Below are 26,096 nucleotides of genomic sequence, written 5' to 3' on the forward strand. Positions count from 1 at the left end.
CCTTCTTTTATCTTAATTCTCTATCTCAAAGCTGATAACAATGTTAAAAAATATCTATCGCAAGGAAGCGATTGAGTACAAAAAAATTCACTGGAAAGGGAAAGCATTATTGTTAGCAGGCATCCCGGCATGGTTGGTTACCTTGTTAGCATCACTTTTTCTTATTGCTCTTGTATTATCTCTCATATTTTGTACCTTCACTCAGCGCATTGATGTGCGTGGCGAAGTCATTACGCTCCCCCACTCCGTGAACGTCTTCGCACCACAGCAAGGTTTTGTTGTTAATCAGCACGTAAAAGTGGGTGATATCGTAAACAAAGGCCAACCGCTTTATGAGCTTGACGTTTCGCGTAATACCATTAATGGGAATGTGAGCGCAGCCCAAATTGAAGTGATTAATGAAAAAATTGCTAATGCGGAAGATATTATAAGCAAACTGACGCGCAATAAAGCTGAAACATTAACCGCCCTTGATAAACAGATTAAAACTACCAGCGCCTCACTGGCTGAAACTAATCGCATGCTGGCGACGACTCAGGTAGGCTTAAACAAAATGCATACCAACTTATCCAGCTATGATAAATACCTCAAGGATGGTCTGATCACTAAAGACCAGTATAACTATCAGCATTCTTTATATTTTCAACAGCAAAGCGCCTATCAATCCCTGGTTACCCAAAAAATGCAGCTGGAATCTCAGCTCACGCAAACCAATAGCGATAAAATAACCAAAGCAGCAGACTTTGATAATCAGATCTCCAGCCAGCACAATCAAATCAATGATTACAAAAATCAGCTGGTAGAATCCAACGCGAACGGTAATCTCATTATTAAAGCAACGACCAATGGCAAGATTGAGTCGCTGGCAGTGACCAAGGGGCAGATGGTTGAGAACGGCAGCAGCCTCGCACAGATCAAACCCACAGGGGATATTGAGTATTATCTCATCCTATGGTTACCCAATAATACTATCCCTTATGTGAAGCCAGGCGACACGATTAATATTCGCTATGATGCTTTTCCTGCGGATAAATTTGGGCAATTTCCAGGAAAGGTTATTTCTATCTCCTCGGTTCCAGCATCACGCCAGGAGATGGCTGAATATACCAACGTTAATAACGGCACTAGCCAGCAGGAGTTGGCGCTCTATAAAGCCATTATAAAAATTAAAGACAAGACTTTTAACTACAACGGAAAAACGCTCACGCTCTCTAACGGCCTGAAGGCTCAGGCGGTAGTTTTTCTTGAAGAGCGTCCGCTTTATATGTGGATGTTTACCCCTTTCTATAAGATGACGCAAAGCGTGAGTGGCCCGATCGATGCATAAAGAACTGTTTAAAACGATTACCGATAAGCTAAATTTTTCGCTCCGCCATAAAACGCCGGTGATATTACAGTCGGAGGCTGCCGAATGCGGTATCGCCTGTCTGGCGATGGTTTGCGGCTTCTACGGGCTCAATATCGACCTGTTCAACTTCCGCCATCGCTACGGCAGTCCTTCTCAGGGCGTTACGCTCATGTCGTTGAGCAAAACGGCGGAACATGCCGGGTTGAAAAGCCGCGCGCTATCCCTCGACCTGGATGAAATCAAGCAGCTAAAGCTGCCCTGCGTCATCCACTGGGGTTTGAATCATTACGTGGTGCTCACTAAAGTGCGTAAAAGCAGCTTTATTGTTCACGACCCGGCGCTGGGTAAACGGGTTATTGGCATCCAGGAAATGTCCAATAACTTTACCGGCGTTGCGCTGGAGCTATGGCCGGACCAAAACTTTCAGCAGGAACAGGCGAAATCTCGTCTACGCCTGCTGGACCTGATGCGTAATATTGTTGGGCTGAAATCCGTCCTGCTCAAGATCTTTGCCTTTTCGGTAGTGGTTGAGGCTATCGGTCTGTTGTTACCCATCGGCACGCAGCTGGTTACCGACCACGTCATCATGGCGCACGATCAGAGCCTGCTTTCGGTTATCTGTATTGGCCTGGTTTTCTTCACGCTCTTCCGTACATTTATTAGTATGCTGCGGGCCTGGATCTCATTAACGTTAAATACGCTGACCAATATTCAGTGGAAGACAACGCTGTTCGATCATCTGGCGAGCCTGCCGTTATCCTTTTTTGAGAAGCGCCATCTGGGCGATATTCAGTCTCGTTTCTCCTCGCTGGATACTATCCGCTCAACCTTCACCAATAGTATTGTTACCGGCATTATCGATTCGATTATGACCGTTGGCCTGCTGATTATGCTAACGCTTTATGGCGGCTGGCTGGTTTGGGTCGTGGTGGGCTTTACTTTATGCTACGTCATCATGCGTTTTGCGACCTACAGCTTCTACCGCCGCGTTGCCGAAGAGCAGGTTATCAAGGGCGCCCGTTCCAGCTCGCACTTTATGGAGTCGCTCTACGGTATTTCAACCATTAAGGCGTTGAACTTAAAAGAACGCCGTTCGCAGCACTGGTTAAATATCAACATCGACGCCTGTAATGCCGGCATCAAACAGACTCGGTTCGATATGATGTTTGGCGGTATTAATACCTTTATTACTTCTATCGACCAGGTTGCGGTTCTCTGGCTGGGGGCAATTATGGTTATTGATAACAATATGACCCTTGGCATGTTTATGGCCTTTAATGCCTATCGCGGTCAGTTCTCGCAGCGCGCCTCAAGTTTGATCGATCTGATTATGCAGCTGCGTATGCTGTCGTTACATAATGAGCGTCTTTCAGAGATCGTCTTTAGCGAGCCGGAAAAAGAACTGCCTTCACGACGCGTTTTTGCAGAAAACACGGGCGTTAAACTGGAAGTGAAGAATCTCAGCTACCAGTACGATCCGTTCTCGCAGCCTATTTTTTCTAATTTAAATATTACCGTTGAACCGGGCGAATCCATCGCGCTGGTCGGCCCTTCCGGCGTCGGTAAAACCACGCTACTGAAAGTCATGTGCGGCCTGCTGTCCCCAACCAGCGGCGATGTGATAGCGGATAACCTCGATATTCAGAAAATCGGCATTAACAACTTCCGTCATGGAACGGCCTGCGTTCTGCAGGAAGACAGACTCTTTTCGGGTTCCCTGATCGATAATATCAGCGGCTTTGAAGATAACGCCGATATGGACTTTATCGTTGAATGCGCACGCAGATGTAATATCCATGATGAAATCATGAAAATGCCGATGGGGTACGAAACCATTGTCGGCGAGCTCGGTTTAGGCATCTCTGGCGGGCAAAAACAGCGGCTCTTAATCGCTCGCGCCCTCTATCGAAAACCCAGCATTCTGTTTATGGATGAAGCCACCAGTCATCTCGATCTTAAAAATGAGTCGGTGATTAACCAGTCTATCTCTGGGCTAAGCATTACCCGAATCATCGTCGCCCATCGGCCATCCACCATTGCCTCGGCCGATCGCATCATTGATTTATCACAGCTACGCACGCTGGCACCAGCGTAACCCTCAGGAAAAGGAGATCCGAATGCAAGGCACGTTTATTGGTTTTAATACCGCATCAATTAAATATGAAGACAAATTTTTAGCTTTAATGCTCAAAGTAAAGCTGAGTAATCAACTTTGCCAGTCTTACTATCTTCAGGCCCAGGCGCTTACCGACCTCCTGTTAGTTTTACAACACAGGATGGCCATCGTATTACAGCGCTTAAACGCTGAAGGTGAAAGTTATAAGAGCGAACTGGTCGCTTTTAATGAGCAGCTCATAGAAAACACCCCGGTTATAGATATGCCGGAAGTCCAGCAGCCCAATTCGGAAAGGCGAGTCATATCGATTACGTTAAAACCAGGAGATACCTGGTCAACGCTCATTCTGGTGCTGCAAAACGAGCAAATTGCTACGCTGCGCATTGATGATATGCAGGTTGAAGCGCTGCTGGTTGGAGTTCAGCAATCTCTTAAAAACGCCGGTGATAACGAACTGATTAAAAATTTAACGTCATCACTGGAAAGCCTGATGCTATATGCCCTGGATTTAACGAATAACAAGAATGTTGATTATCAACAGTACATCCAGGATGAGTGGAAGCTCAATCTGTTTTCCCATTATCTGGGCGTGCTGTACTGCTGTGATACGGAGGCAGGACGAAAAATCATCTCCGGCGCGGTGATTAAAACCAACGCCGCCCATCCGTCAGAGCAGGAGAATAGCGTAGTGATGCGCTTAATTGAGAAGAGCCCAAAACTGAAAGAAGTGCACGCAAAGCATCAGCCCTGCCAGATTTTTAGCCAAATTATTCCTTCTCAGCTGGGAAGAATGCTGTCGCTGGAGGAGTGCCTGCGGCCTTTACATGCGTTCTACATGGCGACACAGGCCAAAATCAACGCGCGCTAAAAAATATGCCAGGTGCCTCTATTGGCTCAAAAGAGGCACCTGTTAAATCAATTCGGGCACTTATAAACCTGGCCGTTCATTTGGCTATCTGTCGGGACAAAGCTGGACAACAGATTCTGCGTCGGGCTGCTGACGCCGTAAATCACGTTGCCTCCCATTTCTGCCGCATGGTTACGCAGAGCGTTTGCCGCACCGCGCATAGAGCCGCCTTCATCACCATTCTGCCCGGACAGCCAGTTGCTCTGCGTACCGGTCGCAGTGCCTAACAGCTGGCATTCGGAACCCGGTTTATCCTCAACAAAGCGTACGTTCTGGCCACCAGAGGTCAATTCGTTGCTGGAGCTGCAACCTGCTAACAACAATGCTGCGCCGACAATCCCTGCTAAATATTTTACCTGCATGTTATTCCCCACGATCAATGAGCTGGACGCACTGGCCCGGATGTACAACCTTATACTAAAAAGACGACAAAAAGAAAAACCCCCGAGCATTTCTGCCCGAGGGTTCTTTATTTCTAAGGGATATAGCGCACGATTACATCATGCCGCCCATACCGCCCATGCCACCCATACCGCCAGCAGCACCTAAGTCAGGCGCGTCGCTTTTCGGCAGGTCAGTAACCATGCACTCGGTGGTGATCATCAGACCAGCAACGGATGCTGCGTACTGCAGAGCAGAACGCGTCACTTTGGTTGGGTCCAGGATACCGAAGTCGATCATGTTGCCGTATTCTTCAGTTGCGGCGTTGTAACCGTAGTTACCTTCACCGGCTTTCACGTTGTTAGCAACAACTGACGGCTCTTCACCGGCGTTGGATACGATCTGACGCAGCGGAGCTTCCATTGCGCGCAGCGCAACTTTGATACCGACGTTCTGATCTTCGTTCTGAGCGGTCAGGCCAGCCAGTTTAGCCGCAACGCGAACCAGCGCTACGCCACCACCGGCAACCACGCCTTCTTCAACCGCAGCACGGGTCGCGTGCAGGGCATCGTCAACGCGGGCTTTCTTCTCTTTCATTTCAACTTCGGTCGCTGCGCCAACTTTGATTACCGCAACGCCGCCTGCCAGTTTCGCAACGCGCTCCTGCAGTTTTTCACGGTCGTAGTCAGAAGTCGCTTCTTCGATCTGCTTACGGATCTGAGTAACGCGGCCCTGAATCGCAGCTTCTTCACCCACGCCATCGATGATGGTGGTGGTGTCTTTGTTGATAACAACGCGTTTCGCCTGACCCAGGTCTTCCAGAGTCGCTTTTTCCAGCTCCATACCGATCTCTTCAGAGATAACGGTACCGCCGGTCAGGGTTGCGATGTCCTGCAGCATAGCTTTACGACGGTCGCCGAAGCCCGGAGCTTTAACCGCAGCCACTTTAACGATGCCGCGCATGGTGTTCACCACCAGGGTCGCCAGCGCTTCGCCTTCTACGTCTTCAGCGATGATAACCAGCGGTTTGCCAGCTTTCGCCACGGCTTCCAGAACCGGCAGCATTTCGCGGATGTTGGAGATTTTTTTGTCAGCCAGCAGGATGAACGGGCTTTCCAGCTCAACAGCACCGGTTTCCGGCTTGTTGATGAAGTACGGGGACAGGTAGCCGCGGTCAAACTGCATACCTTCAACCACGTCCAGTTCGTCTTCCAGACCGGTACCGTCCTCAACGGTGATAACGCCTTCTTTACCGACTTTGTCCATCGCTTCCGCGATCAGTTTACCTACGGTTTCGTCGGAGTTAGCGGAGATGGTACCTACCTGAGCAATGGCTTTAGAGTCAGAGCACGGTACGGACAGCGTTTTCAGTTCTTCAACGGCGGCAACGACAGCTTTGTCGATACCACGTTTCAGATCCATCGGGTTCATACCCGCAGCAACGGCTTTCAGGCCTTCAGCGATGATAGCCTGAGCCAGTACGGTTGCGGTGGTGGTACCATCGCCTGCAGCGTCGTTCGCTTTAGAGGCAACTTCTTTCACCATCTGCGCGCCCATGTTTTCGAACTTGTCTTCCAGCTCGATTTCACGCGCTACGGAAACGCCGTCTTTAGTGATGGTTGGCGCACCGAAGGATTTGTCCAGAACCACATTACGGCCTTTCGGGCCCAGGGTTACTTTAACTGCGTCTGCCAGTACGTTTACGCCGCGCAGCATTTTCACACGAGCGTCGTTACCGAATTTTACGTCTTTAGCTGCCATTTTATCTTTCCCTTAAATTCGTATGTTCAGTGTCGTTCGCGGATTACGCTTCAACAATTGCCAGAATGTCGCTTTCGGACATGATCAACACTTCTTCATTGTCGATCTTCTCGGACTTCACGCCATAGCCATCGTTGAAAATGACGATGTCACCAACTTTAACGTCCAGAGGCTGCACGGTTCCGTTTTCCAGGATGCGGCCCTTACCGACAGCGATGATTTCGCCACGAGTTGATTTTGCTGCCGCAGAACCGGTCAGAACGATGCCGCCAGCAGACTTCGTTTCAACTTCTTTACGTTTGACGATCACACGATCATGTAACGGACGAATACTCATTTTGATAGCTCTCCTTTGAGAAAGTCATTATCAGTTATGGATGACGCCGGTCCGCACACGGTTTTCCGGCTAGTGCCCTGAGAGATGGGGATGGGGTTTTACCGCTTCAAGGGGAAACGCAAAAAAAAATTTGTCCTCGTGCTCGGACGCACATAAATTTGCCGTCCTCGCCCGACGTCATAAGCAAAAGCGATTGTGATACCATCCTTTTTTTGCCGGGCGCAAGGTTGAATCATGAGTGGTTTAAAACAGGAGTTAGGGCTGGCTCAAGGCGTGGGATTACTCTCCACGTCATTACTGGGAACCGGGGTCTTCGCCGTTCCGGCACTGGCCGCGCTGGTCGCCGGCGATAACAGCCTCTGGGCCTGGCCGGCGCTGATTTTACTGGTGTTTCCCATCGCTATCGTCTTTGCGACGCTGGGCCGCCACTTTCCCAGCGCCGGCGGCGTGGCGCATTTTGTGAATATGGCCTTTGGCCCGCGTCTGGCGCGCGTCACCGGCTGGCTCTTTTTATCGGTGATCCCGGTGGGATTACCCGCGGCCCTGCACATCGCCACCGGCTTTGGTCAGGCGCTTTTTGGCTGGCACGACAGCCAGCTGCTGCTGGCCGAGCTGGGAACGCTGGCGATTATCTGGTGGGTCGGTTCCCGCGGAGCCAGCTCCAGCGCCAATCTACAAACGCTGGTTGCCGTGCTGATTGTCGCCCTGATCGTCGCCATCTGGTGGCGCGGCGCGATCAATCCCGCGCAGATCCCCTTCCCCGCGCCCGCTGAAATCGATAGTTCGCAGCTTTTCTCCGCGCTTTCCGTGATGTTCTGGTGCTTTGTCGGGCTGGAGGCTTTTGCACACCTGGCCTCTGAGTTTAAGCAGCCGGAACGCGATTTCCCCCGCGCGCTGATGATTGGCTTATTACTGGCGGGTTCCGTCTACTGGGCCTGTACCGTGCTGGTCCTGCATTTTCATGCCTTTGGCGAGGAGATGGCCGCCGCCGCGTCGCTGCCCAATATCGTGGTGCACCTGTTTGGCGTGCAGGCGCTGTGGATTGCCTGCGTTATCGGCTATCTCGCCTGCTTCGCCAGCCTCAATATCTATATTCAGAGTTTTGCTCGCCTGGTCTGGTCGCAGGCGCAGTACAAACCCGAGAGCTATCTGGCCCGGCTGTCGCCGCGACAGATTCCGCGCAACGCGCTGAACGCGGTGCTCGGCTGCTGCGTCATTAGCGCGTTATGCATTTATGCGCTCAATATCAATCTTGATGCGCTGATCGTCTACGCCAACGGCATTTTTATTATGATCTATCTGCTGTGCATGCTGGCGGGCTGCCGTTTGCTTGAGGGACGTTATCGCGCGTTAGCGGCGTTTGGCAGCCTGCTGTGCCTGCTGCTGCTGGCGATGGTGGGCTGGAAGAGCCTTTACGCGTTTATCATGCTGGCGGTACTGTGGCTGTTTTTACCGAAGCGCAGGCTGGCGGAGGGGTATTCCAGGCCGGAGTAACCGGCCCGGGCAATGCATGTTAGTCGCGGCGATCGTCTTTATGATCGAGACGGTCGCGTTCGTCGTCTTTACGCTGGTATTCGCCTTCAAAGGTATCGCCGCCGCCCGTTCCGGCGCTAAACCCGCCGCCCGGCATTCGGCTAAAGCGCAGATGCGGCATCAGTTTTAAGGTCAGATGCTTCTGTACCGGAGGTAACAGCAGCAGCAGCCCCAGGAAATCGGTAAAGAACCCCGGCAGAAGCAACAGCAAACCGGCGATAATCAGCGACACGCTTTTGATCATCTCTGCGGCCGGGCTCTCCCCCGCCGCCATCTTCTGCTGCATCAGCATGAGGTTTTTAAAGCCCTGGTTTTTCACCAGCGATATCCCCACCACCGAGCTGAAGATCACCAGAATCAGCGTCAGCAGAACGCCAAGCACATGAGCGACCTGGATAAAGATCGAGATTTCAATGTAAACGTATAAAAAAACGGCAATTAACGGAATCCAACGCACCGGCGTCTCCTTCATTAACAGACGCCAGCATCGGCGCCCGTAGTCATAGATGTGCTATTCGCATCAGCAAGATGTTGGGCCAAAACGTCACTTTTCAATCGTAAAAAAAGCTTATTTTTTTCAAAATTAGAAAACCGGTGACTCATTTCACAGATTAATAATTCTTATAAGATTCACTACATAATAAGTGATCAGGGCGGCTGATATTCGCTATCATCAGCATATGATCGTGGGCACCGGGCCGATTAAGGAAATAATCTGCGGCCAGAAAATGCGCTAGATCCCATTAATTCTGCGTATTTGGTGAATTCATAGGCAGCTTGAAAGAGAAGGTTCACATGTTAAACAACATTCGTATCGAAGAAGACCTGTTGGGTACCAGGGAAGTTCCAGCTGACGCTTACTACGGCGTCCATACTCTGAGAGCGATTGAAAACTTCTACATCAGCAACAACAAAATCAGCGATATCCCTGAATTTGTCCGCGGAATGGTGATGGTGAAGAAGGCCGCTGCGCAGGCTAACAAAGAGCTGCAAACTATCCCCAAAAGCGTCGCCAATGCCATTATCGCCGCCTGCGATGAGGTCCTGAATAACGGCAAATGCATGGACCAGTTCCCGGTCGATGTGTTCCAGGGCGGCGCGGGCACTTCCGTTAACATGAACACCAACGAAGTACTGGCGAACATCGGCCTTGAGCTGATGGGCCACCAGAAAGGCGAATATCAGTATCTCAACCCGAACGACCACGTTAACAAATGCCAGTCCACCAACGATGCCTACCCGACCGGTTTCCGCATCGCGGTCTACGCCTCCATCCTCAAACTGATCGATGCGATTAATCAGCTGGGCGAAGGCTTCCAGCAGAAGGCCGTAGAGTTCCAGGACATTCTGAAAATGGGCCGGACTCAGCTACAGGATGCGGTACCGATGACCCTCGGTCAGGAGTTCCACGCGTTTAATGTTCTGCTTAACGAAGAGACCAAATGCATTCTGCGCACCGCGGAACTGCTGCTGGAAGTGAACCTTGGCGCGACCGCTATCGGCACCCGTCTGAACACCCCGGATGGCTATCAGCAGCTGGCGGTACAAAAACTGGCGGAAGTCAGCAACCTGCCGGTTGTCCCCGCGGAAGATCTGATCGAAGCGACCTCCGACTGCGGCGCCTACGTGATGGTCCACAGCTCTCTGAAGCGTCTGGCGGTAAAACTGTCCAAAATCTGTAACGACCTGCGCCTACTCTCTTCCGGCCCGCGCGCTGGCCTGAACGAAATCAACCTGCCTGAACTGCAGGCGGGCTCTTCCATCATGCCCGCCAAGGTTAACCCGGTGGTCCCGGAAGTGGTCAACCAGGTATGCTTCAAAGTAATCGGTAACGACACCACCGTCACCATGGCTTCCGAAGCGGGCCAGCTGCAGCTGAACGTGATGGAGCCGGTGATTGGCCAGGCGATGTTTGAATCTATCCATATTCTGACCAACGCCTGCTACAACCTGCTGGAAAAATGCGTCAGCGGCATCACCGCCAACAAAGCGGTATGTGAAAGCTACGTCTACAACTCTATTGGCATCGTCACCTACCTCAACCCGTATATCGGCCACCACAATGGCGATATCGTCGGCAAAATCTGCGCTGAAACGGGCAAAAGCGTCCGGGATGTGGTGCTTGAACGCGGCCTGCTGACCGCGGCGGAGCTGGACGATATCTTCTCTGCGCAAAACCTGATGCATCCGGCCTATAAAGCGAAGCGTTATACCGATGAAAGCGAACAGTAGGTTTTCCGATTAAACTAACCACGGGCATGTCAGCAATGACATGCCCTTTTTGTTCTTATTGATTTACTAAATTACAACAACCCAATATCAACTTGTTAATAAAACAAGGAAGGCAAATATGTTTGGTGCAGAACTCGTTATTGTCCTGCTGGCGATTTATCTGGGAGCCAGGCTCGGGGGAATCGGCATCGGTTTCGCCGGTGGCCTGGGCGTCCTCGTCCTGACCCTCGTGTTTCAAATTAAACCTGGCGCGATCCCCTTCGACGTCATCGAAATCATTATGGCGGTTATCGCCGCTATCGCCGCCATGCAGGTCGCCGGAGGGATGGATTACCTGGTCAGCCTTGCCGAACGTATGCTCCGGCGTCATCCCAAATACATCACCTTTCTCGCGCCGCTGGTCACCTGGTTTATGACCGTGCTTGCCGGAACCGGGCATACGGCGTTCTCAACCTTACCGGTTATCACCGAAGTGGCAAAAGAACAGGGCATCCGCCCCTCACGCCCGCTCTCCATTGCGGTGGTCGCTTCGCAGATTGCCATTACCGCCTCGCCGATTTCCGCAGCGGTGGTCTTCTTTGCCGGTATTCTCGAGCCCCTGGGCGTCAGCTACCTGACGCTACTGGCGATCTGTATTCCGGTTACCCTGATTGCCGTCATGCTTACCGCCATCGTCTGTAACTTCCTCGGCTGTGAGCTGAAAGACGACCCGATTTATCAGGAGCGGCTGGCAAAAGGGGAAGTCAAACTGCGCGGCAGCCAGGTTTTTGAACTGAAGCCGCACGCCAGACGCTCGGTATTACTGTTTCTGATCGGTATCGTCGCGGTGATGTTCTACGCCACCGCCATCAGCGATACCGTAGGGCTGATCCAGGATCCGGTCCTGCCGCGTAACGAAGCGATTGTGGTGTTTATGCTGACCATCGCGACGCTGATAAGCATCACCTGCAAAATCGACACCGGTGAAGTGCTCAACGCCAGCACCTTTAAATCCGGCATGAGCGCCTGCGTCTGCGTTCTCGGCGTCGCATGGCTGGGGGATACTTTCGTCAAAGCCCACATCAGCGATATCCAGACCGTGGCGGGCGACCTGCTGCACAACTACCCGTGGCTGCTGGCGGTGGTGCTGTTCTTCGCCGCGACCCTGCTATATTCCCAGGCCGCGACCACTAAGGCGCTGATGCCCGCCGCGCTGATGCTGGGCGTGAGCCCGCTTACCGCCATCGCCTCATTTGCCGCCGTCTCCGCCCTTTTCGTTCTGCCGACCTACCCCACCCTGCTGGCGGCGGTCGAAATGGATGACACCGGCTCCACCCGCATCGGCAAATATGTCTTTAACCATGCCTTCCTGATCCCCGGCGTCATCGCCATTACGCTATGCGTGATCCTCGGGTTTATTTTCGGCGGCATCATGCTGTAAATCTCTTCAAATTCGGGCCAGATCCTGGCCCGTTTCGTTAATCCTCCCTATCTTGCATGCTATAGTGCCTCTTTTCGCTGATACGAGGTTCACGATGACGATGCCTGATGCTGTTGTTGTACTCTGTACCGCGCCGGATGAAGCGACCGCCCAGGACCTGGCGGCCAAAGCGCTGGCGGAAAAACTCGCCGCCTGCGCCACTCTCCTGCCGGGAGCGACATCGCTCTACTACTGGGAAGGAAAACTGGAGCAGGAGTATGAAGTGCAAATGCTGCTGAAAACCGACCTTGCCCATCAGCAGGCGCTGCTGGACTGCCTGAAGTCCCATCACCCGTATCAAACCCCTGAACTTCTGGTTCTGCCCGTTATTCACGGAGACAACGATTACCTCTCATGGCTCAACGCATCATTACGCTGATCCTGCTGCTTTGCAGCACATCGGCCATTGCCGGCCTGTTCGACGCCCCTGGCCGCTCGAACTTTGTTCCTGCTGACCAGGCTTTTGCCTTCGATTTTCAGCAGAATCAACACGATCTTAATCTGACCTGGCAAATCAAGGATGGTTACTATCTTTACCGTAAACAGATAAAGCTGACGTCCGCAGATGCGGCGTTTACCGACCCCTCGCTGCCTGCAGGCGAATGGCATGAGGACGAGTTTTACGGTAAAAGCGAAATTTACCGCCAGCGCCTGACCGTGCCGGTCACTCTGACTCACGCCGCCGCCGGCGCGACTCTTACCGTGACTTATCAGGGATGCGCGGATGCCGGTTTCTGCTATCCGCCGGAAACCAAAATCGTGCCGCTCGGCAACGCGCTCGCGCGCTCCAGCAGCGATACCGCCGTCGGGCAACCCGGGCTGACCCCGCCTCTGCCGCTGGAAACGCGCCCGGCGCTGCCGGTAGAGTCGCCGTCCGACCTTCCGCCCCCCGCTGTGGACAATAAAGATGCCGCTCTCCCCTTTAGCGCGCTGTGGGCGCTCTTGATTGGTATCGGCATCGCGTTTACCCCATGCGTGCTGCCGATGTATCCGCTGATTTCCGGCATCGTGCTGGGCGGGCAAAAACGCCTCTCCACCGCCCGCGCGCTGCTGCTGGCCTTTATCTACGTCCAGGGCATGGCCCTAACCTACACCGCCCTGGGGCTGGTCGTTGCCGCTGCGGGCCTGCAGTTCCAGGCGGCGCTACAGCACCCTTATGTGCTGATCGGCCTGTCGGTGCTGTTTATCCTGCTGGCGCTGTCGATGTTTGGTCTGTTTACGCTCCAGCTGCCTTCGTCGCTGCAAACGCGCCTGACGCTGATGAGCAATAAACGCCAGGGCGGTTCACCTGGCGGCGTATTCGCCATGGGGGCGATTGCCGGATTAATCTGCTCGCCCTGTACCACCGCGCCGCTGAGCGCCATTCTGCTCTATATCGCCCAGAGCGGTAATCTGTGGCTGGGCGGCGGTACCCTGTACCTCTACGCGCTCGGTATGGGGCTGCCGCTGATCCTGGTGACCGTATTCGGTAACCGTCTGCTGCCGAAAAGCGGCCCGTGGATGGCCCACGTCAAAACCGCCTTTGGCTTTGTGATCCTGGCGCTGCCGGTATTTTTACTCGAGCGTGTCGTGGGCGAACCGTGGGGCCTGCGGCTTTGGTCGCTGCTTGGCGTCGCCTTTTTTAGCTGGGCGTTTATTACCTCGCTGGGCGGCACGCGCCCCTGGCTGCGTATTGTGCAAATAGTGATGCTCGGCGCCGCGCTGGTCAGCGCCCGTCCGCTGCAGGACTGGGCTTTCGATGCGCCGGTCGCGCAACGGCAGTCCCATCTCCAGTTTACCCGTATCCATAGCGTCGATGAGCTCAATCAGGCGCTGGCGCAGGCGAAAGGCAAACCGGTGATGCTCGACCTGTACGCCGACTGGTGCGTGGCCTGCAAAGAGTTCGAGAAATACACCTTTACCTCACCTGAGGTGCAACAGGCCCTGAAAGAGACCGTTCTGCTGCAGGTTGATGTCACCAAAAATAGCGCGCGGGACGCGGCGCTGCTGAAGCACCTCCAGGTGCTCGGCTTGCCCACCATTCTGTTTTTCAATGAACAGGGCGAGGAGCAGCCCGCGCAGCGCGTCACCGGCTTTATGGATGCCGCGGCATTCAGCGCCCATTTGCGCGATCGACAACCGTGAGCGACACTGTAGGAGGAATAATGGAGGAAAAGACCGTGCAACGTGAAGATGTCCTGGGTGAAGCCATCCAAATCCTCGAAATCGAGGGTATCGCTAACACCACGCTGGAAATGGTCGCCGAGCGCGTGGCTTACCCGCTCAATGACCTCAAACGTTTCTGGCCTGACCAGGAAGCGCTGCTGTACGACGCGCTTCGCTATCTCAGCCATCAGGTCGATGCCTGGCGCCGCCAGCTTTTACTGGACGAGTCGCTCAGCGCGGAGCAGAAGCTGCTGGCCCGCTACGCCGCGCTGACCACCTGCGTAAGCAACCATCGTTATCCCGGCTGCCTGTTTATTGCCGCCTGTACTTTTTATCCGGACCCTCAGCATCCGATCCATCAGTTGGCCGAGCAGCAAAAGCAGGCTTCGCTGGCCTATACCCATGAACTGCTTAGCCAGCTCGAAGTTGACGATCCGGCAATGGTCGCAAAGCAGATGGAGCTGATCGTTGAAGGCTGCCTGAGCCGACTGCTGATCAAGCGCAGCCAGACGGATGTCGATACCGCGCGTCGCCTGGCAGAAGACATTTTGCGTTTTGCCCAGTGCCGTATGGGCGGCGCCCTGACCTGATTCCGATATCTTAACCAATTCATCGCGCATATAATCCCCTCCTCATCGATATGCTGACAGGGTTTGATATGCGCTCTCTTCTTTGGGTTGCCATCATGGGGCTGTGTTCGACACCGCTCCTGGCAGCTTCTCCGCAAGGCTTTTCTTTCGCGCACAAAGACTGGGAGCTCGCCTGCGACAACACCGGGACCTGCCGAGCCGCCGGCTATGGCGCCACCATGGGCGAAGTCAGCGTTCTGCTGACCCGCAATGCGGGCGCGGCGCAGCACGTCATCGCTGTGGCGACTTTCGCGCAAACCGAACGCGATATCCCCCCTGACGCAACGGTAAATCTGTTCATTGACGATCGGGATAACGGTCCACTTGAGGCCGCCGACGAGAGCCACTTTCGCTTTGATGACACCCAAACGGCGGCCCTGATTCAGGCCCTGGAGCACAACGGCAAAATTGAGCTTGCCCTTAACGGCGAGCGTAAGACGCTCTCCGACGCGGGCAGCAGCGCCGTATTCCTGAAAATGGATGAGTTTCAGCAGCGCCTGGGCACTGCCGATGCGCTGTTACGCCAGGGCGACGCCGGTGATGACAATATTTTGTCAGCCGCGCCCGCGCCGGAAATTATCGCCGCGCCGGTCATCCACAATGCCGCCACCGTAGCGCTGACGGCAAAGCAGCGGCAGAAACTCCGTCCTCAGCTCGTCCCTCTGCTAAACAGCCATTGCGACGACTGGCAAAACGCAGATATCCCGGCATCTGAGCGCCAGATCACCGCAACGCCGTTGGATAAAAGCCACACGCTGATTCAGGCGCTGTGCTGGCGCGCTGCCTACAACGACGGCTATGCAACGTGGGTGGTCGACAAGGCGTTTATGACCCAGCCTCAGCTGGTCACCACCGACGCCTCCAGCTATGCCGACGGCGTGCTCACCTTTTTCAATAAAGGCCGCGGTATCGCCGACTGCATCAGCGGTGAAGAGCGCGTCTGGGATGGCAAAACGTTTGTCCAGAGCCTGAAATACTCCACCGGCGACTGCCGGGAGATCGCCCCCGGCGGCGCGTGGATGCTGCCCACCTTTGTGAGCCAGGTTATCCCGAAGCAGCAGAAAGATGCCGATAACAACGCGCTGAAAGCGCTGTATAACGCCGTATTAAAGGAGCAGAAGGCCAATCCTGAACTGGATCTGAATAATATCGCCGAGCAGTTCCCCCTCAGCGGGAACGTCAGCCATTTTACGCTGACCTACGCGGACGACTCTCTGGTATCAACGACGAAGCCGTCCGCCGATATCAGCGATGATGAGTGGCAGGCGTTTCTCCAGTCCGATATCAGCGCCGACTCCGAAAACGGTAAAGTGAGCTTTACGCTGGTCGACCTCGACGGAGACGGTAAACGCGATTTAATTATCGACAGCTACGTTGGCGGCACCGGACTCTTTAGCTATACCGGGATACTAAAACGCAGCGACGACGCTTTTGCTGCGGTTAACAGCGATGATAGCGGCAATGGCGATGATTTTGACGCAGGCGTTCCGGGCGCGCTCTATTCTCTCAACGGCCGCGGCGCCAACCAGTGGAGTCACTGGGTGCGCATTAACGGCCAGGTTTACGCGCTCTGGTACAACGGCCAGTTTGGCGAAGACAATCTCTATCTGTTGCGCCCGTTTGGCCCCTCAGGCAGTACGCCGGCAGTGACAATCCGCTATCGCTACACCCTTAACGACATTCGCTCGCCGGAAAAAGACCAGCCTCTGACGCCCGCGCTGAATGAGCGGGAAAAGTCAGACCTGCTGAAGTCGCTGGAAGTGATGCAGAGCAACCTGCTCAAGGATAAGCCACAGAGCGACAATGACGCGCCAATTTGCCCTATTCCTCCGGGCACATCATCCGACGACGCGGAAAACTACTATAGCGGGGTAGCGTCGAACTATATCTATGAAACCGTGGCATATATCCCGGTCTGGCTGAACGATAAATGTTTTATCGGCACCATCTTTAGCCACCACGGCGCCTATCGTCACGGCGTCGATGCGGAAATCACGATCAGCTCGCCGCGCGATGACGAAGACATTGTTGGCGACTACGCGATTTCTGGATTACGCCGCGCTATCTCGGTGACCAGCGGCTGGAAAATCCGTGAAGGCGACAACGGGATGATGTAATTTTCAGCAAAAAAGCGTATTCAGGCGCAGAATTGCCGCAAACTTAAGCAACCGGTAGATAAATCGAGAAATTTGATTGACGCCGCGTACGGATTACGGTTTAATGCGCCCCGTTGCCCGGATAGCTCAGTCGGTAGAGCAGGGGATTGAAAATCCCCGTGTCCTTGGTTCGATTCCGAGTCCGGGCACCACTATTCAGAGAACCCAGCCTATGGCTGGGTTTTTGCTTTTCTGCGGCCGGACTCTCCATCGAACTGCGTTCGATTATTCGCCGCACGGCGGCTCACCCCTTCGGGGCCAGCGCGACAAGCGCGCTGTTCAACGCCTGCGGCGTTAGTCCGAGTCCGGGCACCACTATTTAAAGAACCCGCCCAAAAGGCTGGGTTTTTGCTTTTCTGCGATCGGACTCTCCATCAAACTCCGTTCGATTATTCGCCGCGCAGCGGCTCACCCCCCTTCGGGGCCAGCGCGACAAGCGCGCTGTTCAACGCCTGCGGGGTGAGCTGAGTGCGTCGAACAATTAAACTTCATTAAAACTCTTTTTTGCGGAGCCCTTTCGAGCTCCGCGGACGCTGCTATTTCAACAGGGATTTAACTTTCCCCCCCACCCGACGAACCAGACTTCTGCCTCTGTTGGCGCCCTGAACATGAATGGCTTCATAAAGGGCATTAAAGCGGTCATGGGCCCAGCCATCTCTTTGCTGGGAAATAAGACCATCAATCTTATGATTTAAAAGCTGCAGTTCATTGCTGACAGAGTGGCCGCCATTGATGCTACGCAGTCGGCTCACCTCGCTCTCAAGCTCATGAATTTTTTCGAGATAAGCAGGAATCAACCCCATCGCATAGTTATATTTCACATTTTCATCCATAAATGGACGGAAACTACGATAGTTATTTTTGCTCTTATTTCCGCTTAACAACATTCCGGAGTTTGCTACTCTGTACCAAAATAGCGGTTCAGGAACGAGCTGCAGTTTATAGCCTTGTAAGGAGACTTTCGCAAAAAACTCCCAATCTTCATGGCCTAAACCATAATCTTCAGTAAAACCACCGATATTGTCGAAAGCGTCTTTGCGAATAAGGGCATTAGCATCGCCAAAGCAGTTGCTAAAGCTGGCGATATTTAAATCCGGGCCTAACGGCAGCCAGCAGTGCGTCATTTTACGGAACGGAGAAGGGAACTCTTCACCAAAAATAAGATCGCTTGGGGTGGTTAACACATCGGCCCCGGAGTTTAATGCTGCCGTGACAAATGTCTCAACCTCAAAAGGTTTAGCGACATTATCATCGTCCATAAACATCAGATATTCACCGGAGGCGTGTCGCGCAGCCAAATTTCGCGCTGCGCCCAGGTAGTTATTAGAACTACGGATGATTTTCCAGCCTCGAGCGTTAAAATCGTTCTCGATAAGGTTCAAATAACGATGAGATTCTTCTTTTGTACTTCCATCATCAACTAAAATGACTTCAATATTTTGATACGTCTGCGTTTTAATTGAGGCAATTGCCTGCTGGAGCAAATGGTGACGATCGAAATGAGTGATACACACGCTAACTAACGGGCGATTCGATTCATCTATTTTCTTGAAAACGCAGTTATCTTTTCGCTCAATAGCGGCAAACCACGCTGCCTGGATATTTTCCTGTGACTCAACCAGCCCAGGCTTGATATTTATATTTTTTAAGCGATAGTGGATTTTACCGTACAAATCAACCGGCGTTGGGGTAAACAGAACCTCAGCATGATGCTCTTGCGGAATCAGTTCTGGAATTCCTCCGACGTTTGAGGCGAGGAAGTTAACGTTATTAACCAGGCACTCATAAACTGTATACGGAGAGTTTTCAACGAGCGATGGGATGATGACTAGTACATTTTTTCTTTTTATATATTCATTAGCATTAGTACGATCGTAATCGCTGATGATATTGACTGCCAGCCCCAGATTTTTGGTCTGGTTCATGATATAGGTAAAGGAATCAATTTTACCCAGCGTGACATTCTTCCCGAGGAAGGTCACACCAGAGATCGTCTCTTTGTCTTCGTCAGAGAGTTTTCTTAATGCGCGCAGGAAGATATCGAGCCCTTTACGGGTTTCAAGCCGGCCGAAAAATACAAGCTCAACGCCTGAAGCGGGTGTTTCATTTGTTTTTACGACAACATCACTTCTCGTCTCAAACCCTTGAAATGGCTCACAATTTAAAATAACGTGGCGTTCTTCAGGAACATTCCAGTGTTTACTCAACATCCAGTCAATTAAATACTGAGAAGGACTAACGACTTCATCAGCCATCTCAACAACCATTTTCTCCATATAATAGAGTTCAAGATGATTCTGATCATATGGGAGCTGGTAATTACCTTCATCAGCCCATAATGTTGAGCTATGAGTATTGACAATGAATTTTGTATTCTCAAAATCAGTGCCATTCTTTTTACTTAATAAAGCGTAATACAGATCTGCCTGCCATTCACAAGAAATAATAGTGTCGTAGACATTATTTTCTTTCAGCCAGAGCAGAATTGAGTAACTTTTTCTTCTAAAATAAGGCGCATCAATATTAATCTCTTTTACCAGACCGGTACTTAGCAGATTAATACCAAAGGTGCTATAAATACGTGACCAATCGCTAAAAGTTGATGCAGAAGACTCCGAATAGTCACCACATGTATACAATACATCGACATCATAACCCTTTTTTGCCAAAGTAGTGGCAAGGGCAGTGAAAGCAGTACCAATGCCGCCGTTACGGACAGGCCCCTCTATGTCCGGCGTCATTATAAGAACTTTTTTCATTGTGATCTTTCCTTAGTAACCTAGACTTTTCTATAATAATGAGTGAGTTGAAGTAATATTAAGATAGCAATCAATAGCTTCTGTTAAACAGGATAAAAAATGACCAGTGCAGAGTTAAAATTTGATTTATTTCTAAAATCCTATCATCCATCTCATCGATTTGTCTATAAGGCAAACCCCGGTAACGCGGGTGATGGCGTGATTGCATCGGCAACGTACGACTTTTTCGAACGAAATGCGCTTACCTATGTTCCTTACAGGGCCGATGAGCGCTACAGCGCTGATACTGATATTTTAATTTTTGGTGGCGGAGGAAACCTCATAGAAGGACTATACGCTGAGGGCCGCGATTTTATTCAAAGTAATATTCACAAATTTCACAAAACGATCATTATGCCTTCGACAATCAGAGGGTATAGCGATTTATTCACTAATAATATAGATAAGCTAGTTGTCTTTTGCCGTGAAAATACCACTTTTGATTATATAAAATCTCTCAGCTATGAACCAAATAAGAACGTATTCATTGCTGATGACATGGCATTTTATCTCGACCTTAGCCAGTACCTGTCTCTTAAACCTGCCTATAAACAACAGGCAAACTGTTTCAGAACAGATTCAGAGTCTCTGACAGGAGAACATAAAGAAAACAATCATGATATTTCGCTCACGTGGAATGGCGACTATTGGGATAATGAATTTCTGGCACGAAACTCTACCCGCTGCATGATCAACTTTCTTGAAGAGTATAAAGTTGTAAATACCGACAGACTTCACGTGGCAATTTTAGCCTCCCTGCTGGGAAAAGAAGTCAATTTCTACCCTAACTCATACTACAAGAATGAAGCCGTTTATAATTACTCGCTGTTAAATCATTACCCAAAAACGTGCTTTATTACTACCAGCTAAAAAATGCAGCGTATATTAATACGCTGCAAAAAAATTCACATAACCTTTACGGCATTATCAATTATTGCCTGCCAGCCTTCACGCGAGTATTCATTTGCCCGGCTATAGTCGGCAAATCTATCGATTGCGCCAATAAAAAGATTATCAGTCACTTTCTTGATTTCACCTGGAGCTGAACTTTCCACGTTACTTTTCACGTAAAGTATTTTACTGTTACCGTGCTTCTTAAACTCTTTTGCTAAAGCGAATACTATATCATCAAGATTATTGCCATTGCTTTTTACGACAAAAATTTTATTGTCATCAACAAGGCTTTTCTTAAATTTGCTTATCAGGTAATTAATCTTCTCTACTTCTTTTTTATAAATAAGATCATTTTCCTGTTCAGAATAACGCCAGACCCAGCCATCATTTTTATTATCGCTATACATTTCAGTATGAAAACAAATATCATACTGCTGATCAAGCACCATATCCTGCCAGGATGGGGTCAGGTTTTCATAGACATACAAACCAGCAAAATCAGATTCTATTAGTTTTAGAAGAGCATGATAGTTTTTTATTAAAGTCCAACGAAACAAGCTGCCTTCATCATAACCTGACTCTCTGAGAAAGAAAGCAAACTCACAATTATCACCGAGACTTTCGAAACGCTGTAATTTATTCATCATTGTTTTCCAGAAGGGGAACCGGAGGATTATACAATAAGGTACCTCTGGCTAACACCAAAAATGTCGTCAGATGCCGTCCGCGCAGGGCAACATAACGCGGTGAAAACATGGCATATCAGCATGACGCCCCCTCGTGAGATTATCGCGCGTTCTGTCCCGATATGACGCATATAACCCATTGATAATATATTTTTTTCAGGCCGGGCCCGGATAAAGCCGCCCGGCGGAAACCCAGGCTCGGGAGCGAAGCGAGCCTCAGGCAAACATCTTTCTTCCCAGCTGGCGACCCGCCTCCAGATGCGCCTCCGCCGTTTTCAGGTCCGGCAACAGCAGCATCTGCGAACTGGCTACCGTCGCCCCGCAGTAATCAAAAATCCCGTGGACAATCTGCGCATTAAAAGCATCGGTAAATCCGTGCTTGTCATACGTTTGTTGACTCGCTGCGCCTAATGCCACCAGATGCACCCGCAGGCGGCCCAGCTTCTTCACGACATCGCCGTCGGCGGTCTCCTCATAGGCCCAGCCGTTTGAAAACACGCGGTCAACCCAGCCCTTTAACAGCCCAGGCATCGACCACCAGTAAACGGGAAAAACCAGCACCAGCGCGTCGGCGTTATCAATTCTGGCCTGCTCGGCCATCACGTCGGGCGGCGTGTCGCCGGTTTGCAGAAATGCGGCGATATCCGGCTCGGCAAATACCGGGTTAAAGCCTTCCTGCGTTAAATCCGCTATGTCAGCCGTATGCTGCGAGGCGGATTCGGCAATTCCTTGCGCAATCGCCGTTGCTACGCTGTGAGTCAGCGACGTCTTGAGAGGATGAGAAACCACGATTAATGCATGCATGACGGATACCCCAGTTGCGCTATAACGATATTGGACGTAGTCTTATATACCAACAGTAACCTACCATTAGTAAGTTACCTTTAGTATATTAATATGTCAACGGGAGAATGTTTCCATGTCTGAACCACTCGTACGTCAGCGTTTAACGCGAGAAGAGCGGCGCAAGCAGCTGATTGATGTCGCCTGGCATATTATTCGGCAAGAAGGGACCGATGCTCTGACGTTGGGTTATCTGGCGACGCAGGCGGGCGTGACTAAACCCGTGGTTTACGATCACTTTGACAGCCGTTCAGGGCTTTTCGCGACGCTTTATCGCGAATACGACCAACGCCAGACGGCGCGAATGGATGAGATACTGCGCAATACCGAACCGAATGCGGAGAAGCTGGCCTCGGCGATCGCCAACGCCTATATCGAGTGCGTGCTGCTTCAGGGGCGCGAGATGCCCAGCGTCATGGCCGCGCTGGCCGGGACGCCAGAGCTGGAGAAGATCAAACAAGAGTGCATCGCCGCCTTTACCGGAAAATGTCGGGACTATTTTTCGCCGCTTTGCGAGAGTGAGAATCTCAGCGAGGCGGCCATTCTCGCCATGCTCGGCTCCGCCGACGGGCTATCGGCCGCGGTAGTGAACGGCGTCATCACGGAGCAGCAGGCTAAAGATGAGCTCTTTCAGGTGATTATGTCGATGCTGCAGCGCTGCTGTCATCGCTAAATCGCGCCCGCCGTCCGGCGGACGCGTTGATTATCAGCCGCCCGCTTTCTTGATCGCCGCATCCAGCGAGGCTTTATCCGCCAGCCCCGGGAATACGGTGATCGTCGCTTCCGTGGCGCCGGTAGTCGGCATCACGATAACGCCCGGCGTCCCGCTCAGGCCAATTTCCTGCGCCAGCTGATTGGTGCTTTCCAGTACCGGCTCAACGTCCGCCGCTTTCTTCGCGTCGAAATTCACTTTCTTCGCCTGCTGCTGGATGTCGGCAGCCGTCAGCTTGCCTTCGTTATGTCCGGTGGAATAGATCCCGTTATGGTAGGTCAGATAAGCCTCTGCGCCCTTCTGCTGATAAATCTGCAGGCCGGTTTTGGCCGCTTCAAGCGAGGTTTCCCAACGGCTGCCAAAAATCGGCCACTCTTTAAAGGCAAAGCGGGTCTGCGGGTGCTCTTTAATCACCTGCTCCATTACCGGCGCCAGACGACTGCAGTAAACGCACTGATAATCAAAGAATTCAATGACGGTGACTTTGCCCTCTTTCGGGCCGTAGGTTGGCGTATTTTTATCCTGGGTCAGCGCAGCCGCATTCTTCAGTACCGCCTGGGTCGCGGCGCTGGCCTGCTGCTGTTGCTGAATTTGCTGTAGCTTCTGGCTGGCCTGCAGCAGCACTTCCGGATGCGCGACTAAGTAATCCGCGGCGATTTTGCCAATACGGGCCTCTTGTTCAGGCGTAAAAGTCGGCGCATCAGCAGCGGTCGCCATAAGCGGAAACAGGGTAGCGCCGATAAAGGCAAATGTGAGTAAATTCTTATGGCCGGGCATGTAGTTAGTCCTTGCGATAGGTGAACGGCAGATGTATTTCTACGAACAAAATATCATCCTTTGCCTGCGAATCATTGCCGGACCATGCAATGATTGGTAACGATATTTTTCAATCACTCGCTGCGCGCGGTCTCTCGGTAAGGTGGCCAGAGCGCCCTAACGAGAGTACGCTTCGCCCCTGCGTTTTTCCGTAGGTTCTCTTTTTTGGTTCGATGAGTTGGGTATGAATGCGTTTTTCAGTCAGTGGGACGTGGCGGTTATTCTGCTGCAAATTATTGCTATCGATCTGTTATTGGGTGGCGACAACGCGGTGGTGATCGCGATGGCCTGCCGTAAACTGCCGCCTCAGCAGCGTACCAAAGCGATTATCATCGGCACCGTCGGCGCAATAGCGGCGCGCGTGCTGCTGCTGGCCATCGCGATCTATTTACTCTCATTGCCGTGGCTTAAAGTGGTCGGCGCGCTGATGCTACTGTGGATTGGCATCAAGCTGGTGACCAATCAGGAAGAAGAGAATGATGTCAGCAGCTCCAGCAGCCTGTGGCGTACCGCGGTCACCATTACCGTTGCCGATGTCATTATGTCGCTGGATAACGTGCTGGCGGTGGCCGCCGCCGGAAAAGGCCATCTGCTGCTGGTCGCGCTGGGCGTATTGATCAGCATTCCGATTATCGTCCTCGGCAGCAAGCTGGTGCTGGCTATCCTCAACCGCTTCCCGTCCGTGGTGATGCTGGGCGGGGCGCTCATCGGCTGGATAGCCGGTTCCATGATGGTGACCGATGTGACCATCGTTCATCTGTTCCCCAACGCGCCCGCCGCGCTCCCCGTGATGGGCGGAGCCATTGGCGCCGCCCTTGTGCTGCTGGAAGGGTTGCGCAGAAACCGCAGGCGCTCCAGCGAATAGCTGGCGTTCACGCTTGGCCGCCGTCAATCCCGACGGCGTCAAGTTTGCGCCATTTTTCCCCCACATCCGCCCTCATTTGCCCTACGCTTAGTAAAGACACCTGATCCAGGGATCTGTAACCATAATATTGCGCATAAATGAGATAAAACCATGGAATTAAAGGATTATTATGCCATTTTAGGGGTTCAGCCAACGGACGATCTGAAAACCATTAAGACCGCCTATCGCCGTCTGGCACGTAAATACCACCCCGATGTCAGCAAAGAAAACGATGCCGAAGCCAAATTCAAAGATCTCGCCGAAGCCTGGGAAGTGCTTAAAGATGACCAGCGCCGCGCCGAATACGACCAGCTCTGGCAGCACCGTAACGATCCGCAGTTTGGCCGTCAGCAGCAGCATTCCCACGAGCAGAGCTATAGCCAGCAGGACTTCGACGACATCTTCTCCTCCATGTTTGGCCAGCAGGCGCACCATAGCCGCCGCCAGCACGGCGTCCGCGGTCATGACTTAGAGATAGAAGTCGCGGTATTCCTTGAGGAGACCCTGGCCGAGCAGACGCGCACCATCAGCTATAAGCTGCCGGTTTATAACGTCTTTGGCATGGTCGAAAGCGAAACGCCGAAAACCCTGAACGTGAAAATTCCCGCGGGCGTCGTCGACGGCCAGCGGATCCGCCTGAAAGGCCAGGGCACCCCTGGCGAAAATGGCGGCCCTAACGGCGACCTGTGGCTGGTGATTCATATCGCCCCGCATCCGCTGTTTGATATCGTCGGACACAACCTTGAAATCGTCCTGCCGCTGGCGCCGTGGGAAGCAGCGCTAGGCACCAGGGTCACTATCCCGACGCTGAAAGAGAGCATCCTGCTGACCATTCCGCCGGGCAGCCAGGCCGGTCAGCGGCTGCGGGTGAAGGGCAAAGGGCTGACCAGCAAAACCACCACCGGCGACCTGTATGCGGTGATCAAAATCGTCATGCCGCCAAAACCAGATGAGAAGAGCCGTGAGCTCTGGCAGCAGCTGGCGGATGCACAATCCAGCTTCGAGCCGCGTAAGACATGGGGGAAAGCCTGATGGCTAAGATAACAGTGACGTTCACGATTACCGAGTTTTGTCTCCACACCGGCCTTTCCGAAGAGGAGCTTAACGAGATTGTCGGCCTCGGCATGATCGAGCCGCGCCAGCCGCAGCGGGAAAACTGGCTGTTTGACGATAGCGCGGTGACCATCGTTCACCGCGCCGTACGCCTGCGAAAAGAGCTGGAGCTGGACTGGCCGGGCATCGCTGTGGCCTTAACGCTGCTGGACGAGAACGCGCGCCTGAGCCGCGAAAATCAAATTCTGCAGCAGCGGCTGGCGCGCTTTCTGACCCATAGCTAAGCCGTAGCCCGCTCTCTTCCTGTGGCACCGCCCGGTCCTCACCGGGCCCGGGCGGTCCGCGAATGACCTCAAGCCCGTAGCCGCTCAGGACATAAAAAATGC

Annotated in this window: 23 protein-coding genes and 1 tRNA gene; 16 read left to right on the forward strand and 8 right to left on the reverse strand. The window is 52.4% G+C overall.

Annotation, left to right across the window (positions count from 1 at the left end):
* Positions 1 to 40 precede the first annotated feature (40 nt).
* The 3 genes from ABLU67_RS04300 to yjeJ are packed head-to-tail and all read left to right on the forward strand — an operon-like array spanning position 41 to position 4,332.
* Complete coding sequence (locus ABLU67_RS04300) at positions 41 to 1,327, forward strand: HlyD family secretion protein (RefSeq protein WP_025107649.1); 1,287 nt, start codon at positions 41 to 43, stop codon at positions 1,325 to 1,327.
* Positions 1,320 to 3,443 (forward strand): peptidase domain-containing ABC transporter, encoded by a 2,124-nt coding sequence (locus tag ABLU67_RS04305; protein WP_004097913.1) that lies wholly within the window; start codon positions 1,320 to 1,322, stop codon positions 3,441 to 3,443. The genes ABLU67_RS04300 and ABLU67_RS04305 overlap by 8 nt, the downstream gene beginning before the upstream one ends.
* 22 nt (positions 3,444 to 3,465) lie before the next feature.
* Positions 3,466 to 4,332, forward strand: coding sequence for a YjeJ family protein (yjeJ, locus tag ABLU67_RS04310; RefSeq protein WP_316547933.1), 867 nt, complete (start codon positions 3,466 to 3,468; stop codon positions 4,330 to 4,332).
* A gap of 47 nt (positions 4,333 to 4,379) precedes the next feature.
* Here yjeJ and ABLU67_RS04315 read toward each other — a convergent pair whose 3' ends face one another.
* From ABLU67_RS04315 to ABLU67_RS04325, 3 genes are all read right to left on the reverse strand, one after another.
* Complete coding sequence (locus ABLU67_RS04315) at positions 4,380 to 4,733, reverse strand: DUF4156 domain-containing protein (protein ID WP_004097909.1); 354 nt, start codon at positions 4,731 to 4,733, stop codon at positions 4,380 to 4,382.
* 133 nt (positions 4,734 to 4,866) lie between these two features.
* Positions 4,867 to 6,513 (reverse strand): chaperonin GroEL, encoded by a 1,647-nt coding sequence (gene groL / locus ABLU67_RS04320; protein ID WP_032747587.1) that lies wholly within the window; start codon positions 6,511 to 6,513, stop codon positions 4,867 to 4,869.
* Positions 6,514 to 6,556: 43 nt separating this feature from the next.
* Entirely contained in the window at positions 6,557 to 6,850 is a 294-nt protein-coding gene (locus ABLU67_RS04325; RefSeq protein ID WP_003855929.1) for a co-chaperone GroES, read from the reverse strand.
* A gap of 234 nt (positions 6,851 to 7,084) precedes the next feature.
* Between ABLU67_RS04325 and yjeH the strand changes: the two genes are divergently transcribed.
* Entirely contained in the window at positions 7,085 to 8,344 is a 1,260-nt protein-coding gene (yjeH, locus tag ABLU67_RS04330; RefSeq protein WP_025107653.1) for an L-methionine/branched-chain amino acid transporter, read from the forward strand.
* 19 nt (positions 8,345 to 8,363) lie between these two features.
* On the opposite strand, the gene ABLU67_RS04335 is transcribed toward yjeH, so the two are convergent.
* Complete coding sequence (locus tag ABLU67_RS04335; RefSeq protein WP_004097899.1) at positions 8,364 to 8,840, reverse strand: FxsA family protein; 477 nt, start codon at positions 8,838 to 8,840, stop codon at positions 8,364 to 8,366.
* Positions 8,841 to 9,178: 338 nt separating this feature from the next.
* Between ABLU67_RS04335 and aspA the strand changes: the two genes are divergently transcribed.
* The 7 genes from aspA to ABLU67_RS04370 all read left to right on the forward strand — a co-directional run bounded on the left by aspA (position 9,179) and on the right by ABLU67_RS04370 (position 17,156).
* Positions 9,179 to 10,615, forward strand: coding sequence for an aspartate ammonia-lyase (gene aspA / locus ABLU67_RS04340; RefSeq protein WP_004097898.1), 1,437 nt, complete (start codon positions 9,179 to 9,181; stop codon positions 10,613 to 10,615).
* Between the two features lie 118 nt (positions 10,616 to 10,733).
* Positions 10,734 to 12,035, forward strand: coding sequence for an anaerobic C4-dicarboxylate transporter (locus ABLU67_RS04345; protein WP_014227594.1), 1,302 nt, complete (start codon positions 10,734 to 10,736; stop codon positions 12,033 to 12,035).
* A 94-nt stretch (positions 12,036 to 12,129) separates the two neighbouring features.
* On the forward strand, positions 12,130 to 12,453 hold the full coding sequence (cutA, locus tag ABLU67_RS04350) for a divalent cation tolerance protein CutA (protein ID WP_004097896.1): 324 nt from the start codon (positions 12,130 to 12,132) through the stop codon (positions 12,451 to 12,453).
* Complete coding sequence (locus ABLU67_RS04355) at positions 12,429 to 14,198, forward strand: protein-disulfide reductase DsbD (RefSeq protein WP_025107654.1); 1,770 nt, start codon at positions 12,429 to 12,431, stop codon at positions 14,196 to 14,198. Before cutA ends, ABLU67_RS04355 begins: the two co-directional genes overlap by 25 nt.
* Before the next feature lie 20 nt (positions 14,199 to 14,218).
* Complete coding sequence (locus ABLU67_RS04360) at positions 14,219 to 14,809, forward strand: transcriptional regulator (RefSeq protein ID WP_004097892.1); 591 nt, start codon at positions 14,219 to 14,221, stop codon at positions 14,807 to 14,809.
* A 68-nt stretch (positions 14,810 to 14,877) separates the two neighbouring features.
* On the forward strand, positions 14,878 to 16,965 hold the full coding sequence (locus tag ABLU67_RS04365; protein ID WP_032747584.1) for a DUF1176 domain-containing protein: 2,088 nt from the start codon (positions 14,878 to 14,880) through the stop codon (positions 16,963 to 16,965).
* A gap of 115 nt (positions 16,966 to 17,080) precedes the next feature.
* Positions 17,081 to 17,156 (forward strand) — tRNA-Phe (locus ABLU67_RS04370).
* 384 nt (positions 17,157 to 17,540) lie between these two features.
* On the opposite strand, the gene ABLU67_RS04375 is transcribed toward ABLU67_RS04370, so the two are convergent.
* Complete coding sequence (locus ABLU67_RS04375) at positions 17,541 to 19,763, reverse strand: glycosyltransferase (RefSeq protein ID WP_148849494.1); 2,223 nt, start codon at positions 19,761 to 19,763, stop codon at positions 17,541 to 17,543.
* 99 nt (positions 19,764 to 19,862) lie between these two features.
* Between ABLU67_RS04375 and ABLU67_RS04380 the strand changes: the two genes are divergently transcribed.
* The gene (locus ABLU67_RS04380) at positions 19,863 to 20,672 is read left to right on the forward strand and encodes a polysaccharide pyruvyl transferase family protein (protein WP_004097886.1); all 810 of its coding nucleotides are present in this window, start codon (positions 19,863 to 19,865) and stop codon (positions 20,670 to 20,672) included.
* 35 nt (positions 20,673 to 20,707) lie between these two features.
* On the opposite strand, the gene ABLU67_RS04385 is transcribed toward ABLU67_RS04380, so the two are convergent.
* Together ABLU67_RS04385 and ABLU67_RS04390 are read right to left on the reverse strand one after the other, a co-directional pair.
* Positions 20,708 to 21,343, reverse strand: coding sequence for a hypothetical protein (locus tag ABLU67_RS04385; RefSeq protein ID WP_223852518.1), 636 nt, complete (start codon positions 21,341 to 21,343; stop codon positions 20,708 to 20,710).
* Between the two features lie 255 nt (positions 21,344 to 21,598).
* Entirely contained in the window at positions 21,599 to 22,186 is a 588-nt protein-coding gene (locus ABLU67_RS04390; RefSeq protein ID WP_048262036.1) for an NAD(P)H-dependent oxidoreductase, read from the reverse strand.
* A gap of 115 nt (positions 22,187 to 22,301) precedes the next feature.
* Here ABLU67_RS04390 and ABLU67_RS04395 point away from each other — a divergent pair, with 115 nt between their 5' ends.
* Positions 22,302 to 22,898 carry a TetR/AcrR family transcriptional regulator gene (locus tag ABLU67_RS04395; protein ID WP_025107665.1) on the forward strand — a complete coding sequence of 199 codons (597 nt, stop codon included), beginning with the start codon at positions 22,302 to 22,304 and terminating at the stop codon, positions 22,896 to 22,898.
* 33 nt (positions 22,899 to 22,931) lie between these two features.
* On the opposite strand, the gene ABLU67_RS04400 is transcribed toward ABLU67_RS04395, so the two are convergent.
* Complete coding sequence (locus tag ABLU67_RS04400) at positions 22,932 to 23,714, reverse strand: DsbA family protein (protein WP_025107666.1); 783 nt, start codon at positions 23,712 to 23,714, stop codon at positions 22,932 to 22,934.
* 223 nt (positions 23,715 to 23,937) lie between these two features.
* On the opposite strand from ABLU67_RS04400, the gene ABLU67_RS04405 reads away from it, so the two are divergent.
* From ABLU67_RS04405 to cbpM, 3 genes are all read left to right on the forward strand, one after another.
* Entirely contained in the window at positions 23,938 to 24,618 is a 681-nt protein-coding gene (locus ABLU67_RS04405; protein ID WP_004097877.1) for a TerC family protein, read from the forward strand.
* Positions 24,619 to 24,768: 150 nt separating this feature from the next.
* The gene (gene cbpA / locus ABLU67_RS04410; protein ID WP_014227587.1) at positions 24,769 to 25,689 is read left to right on the forward strand and encodes a curved DNA-binding protein; all 921 of its coding nucleotides are present in this window, start codon (positions 24,769 to 24,771) and stop codon (positions 25,687 to 25,689) included.
* On the forward strand, positions 25,689 to 25,994 hold the full coding sequence (gene cbpM, locus ABLU67_RS04415) for a chaperone modulator CbpM (RefSeq protein ID WP_004097873.1): 306 nt from the start codon (positions 25,689 to 25,691) through the stop codon (positions 25,992 to 25,994). The genes cbpA and cbpM overlap by 1 nt, the downstream gene beginning before the upstream one ends.
* Positions 25,995 to 26,096: the final 102 nt, after the last annotated feature.

This window comes from Klebsiella sp. GN_Kp190, from assembly GCF_040061795.1.
GTDB lineage: Bacteria > Pseudomonadota > Gammaproteobacteria > Enterobacterales > Enterobacteriaceae > Klebsiella > Klebsiella michiganensis.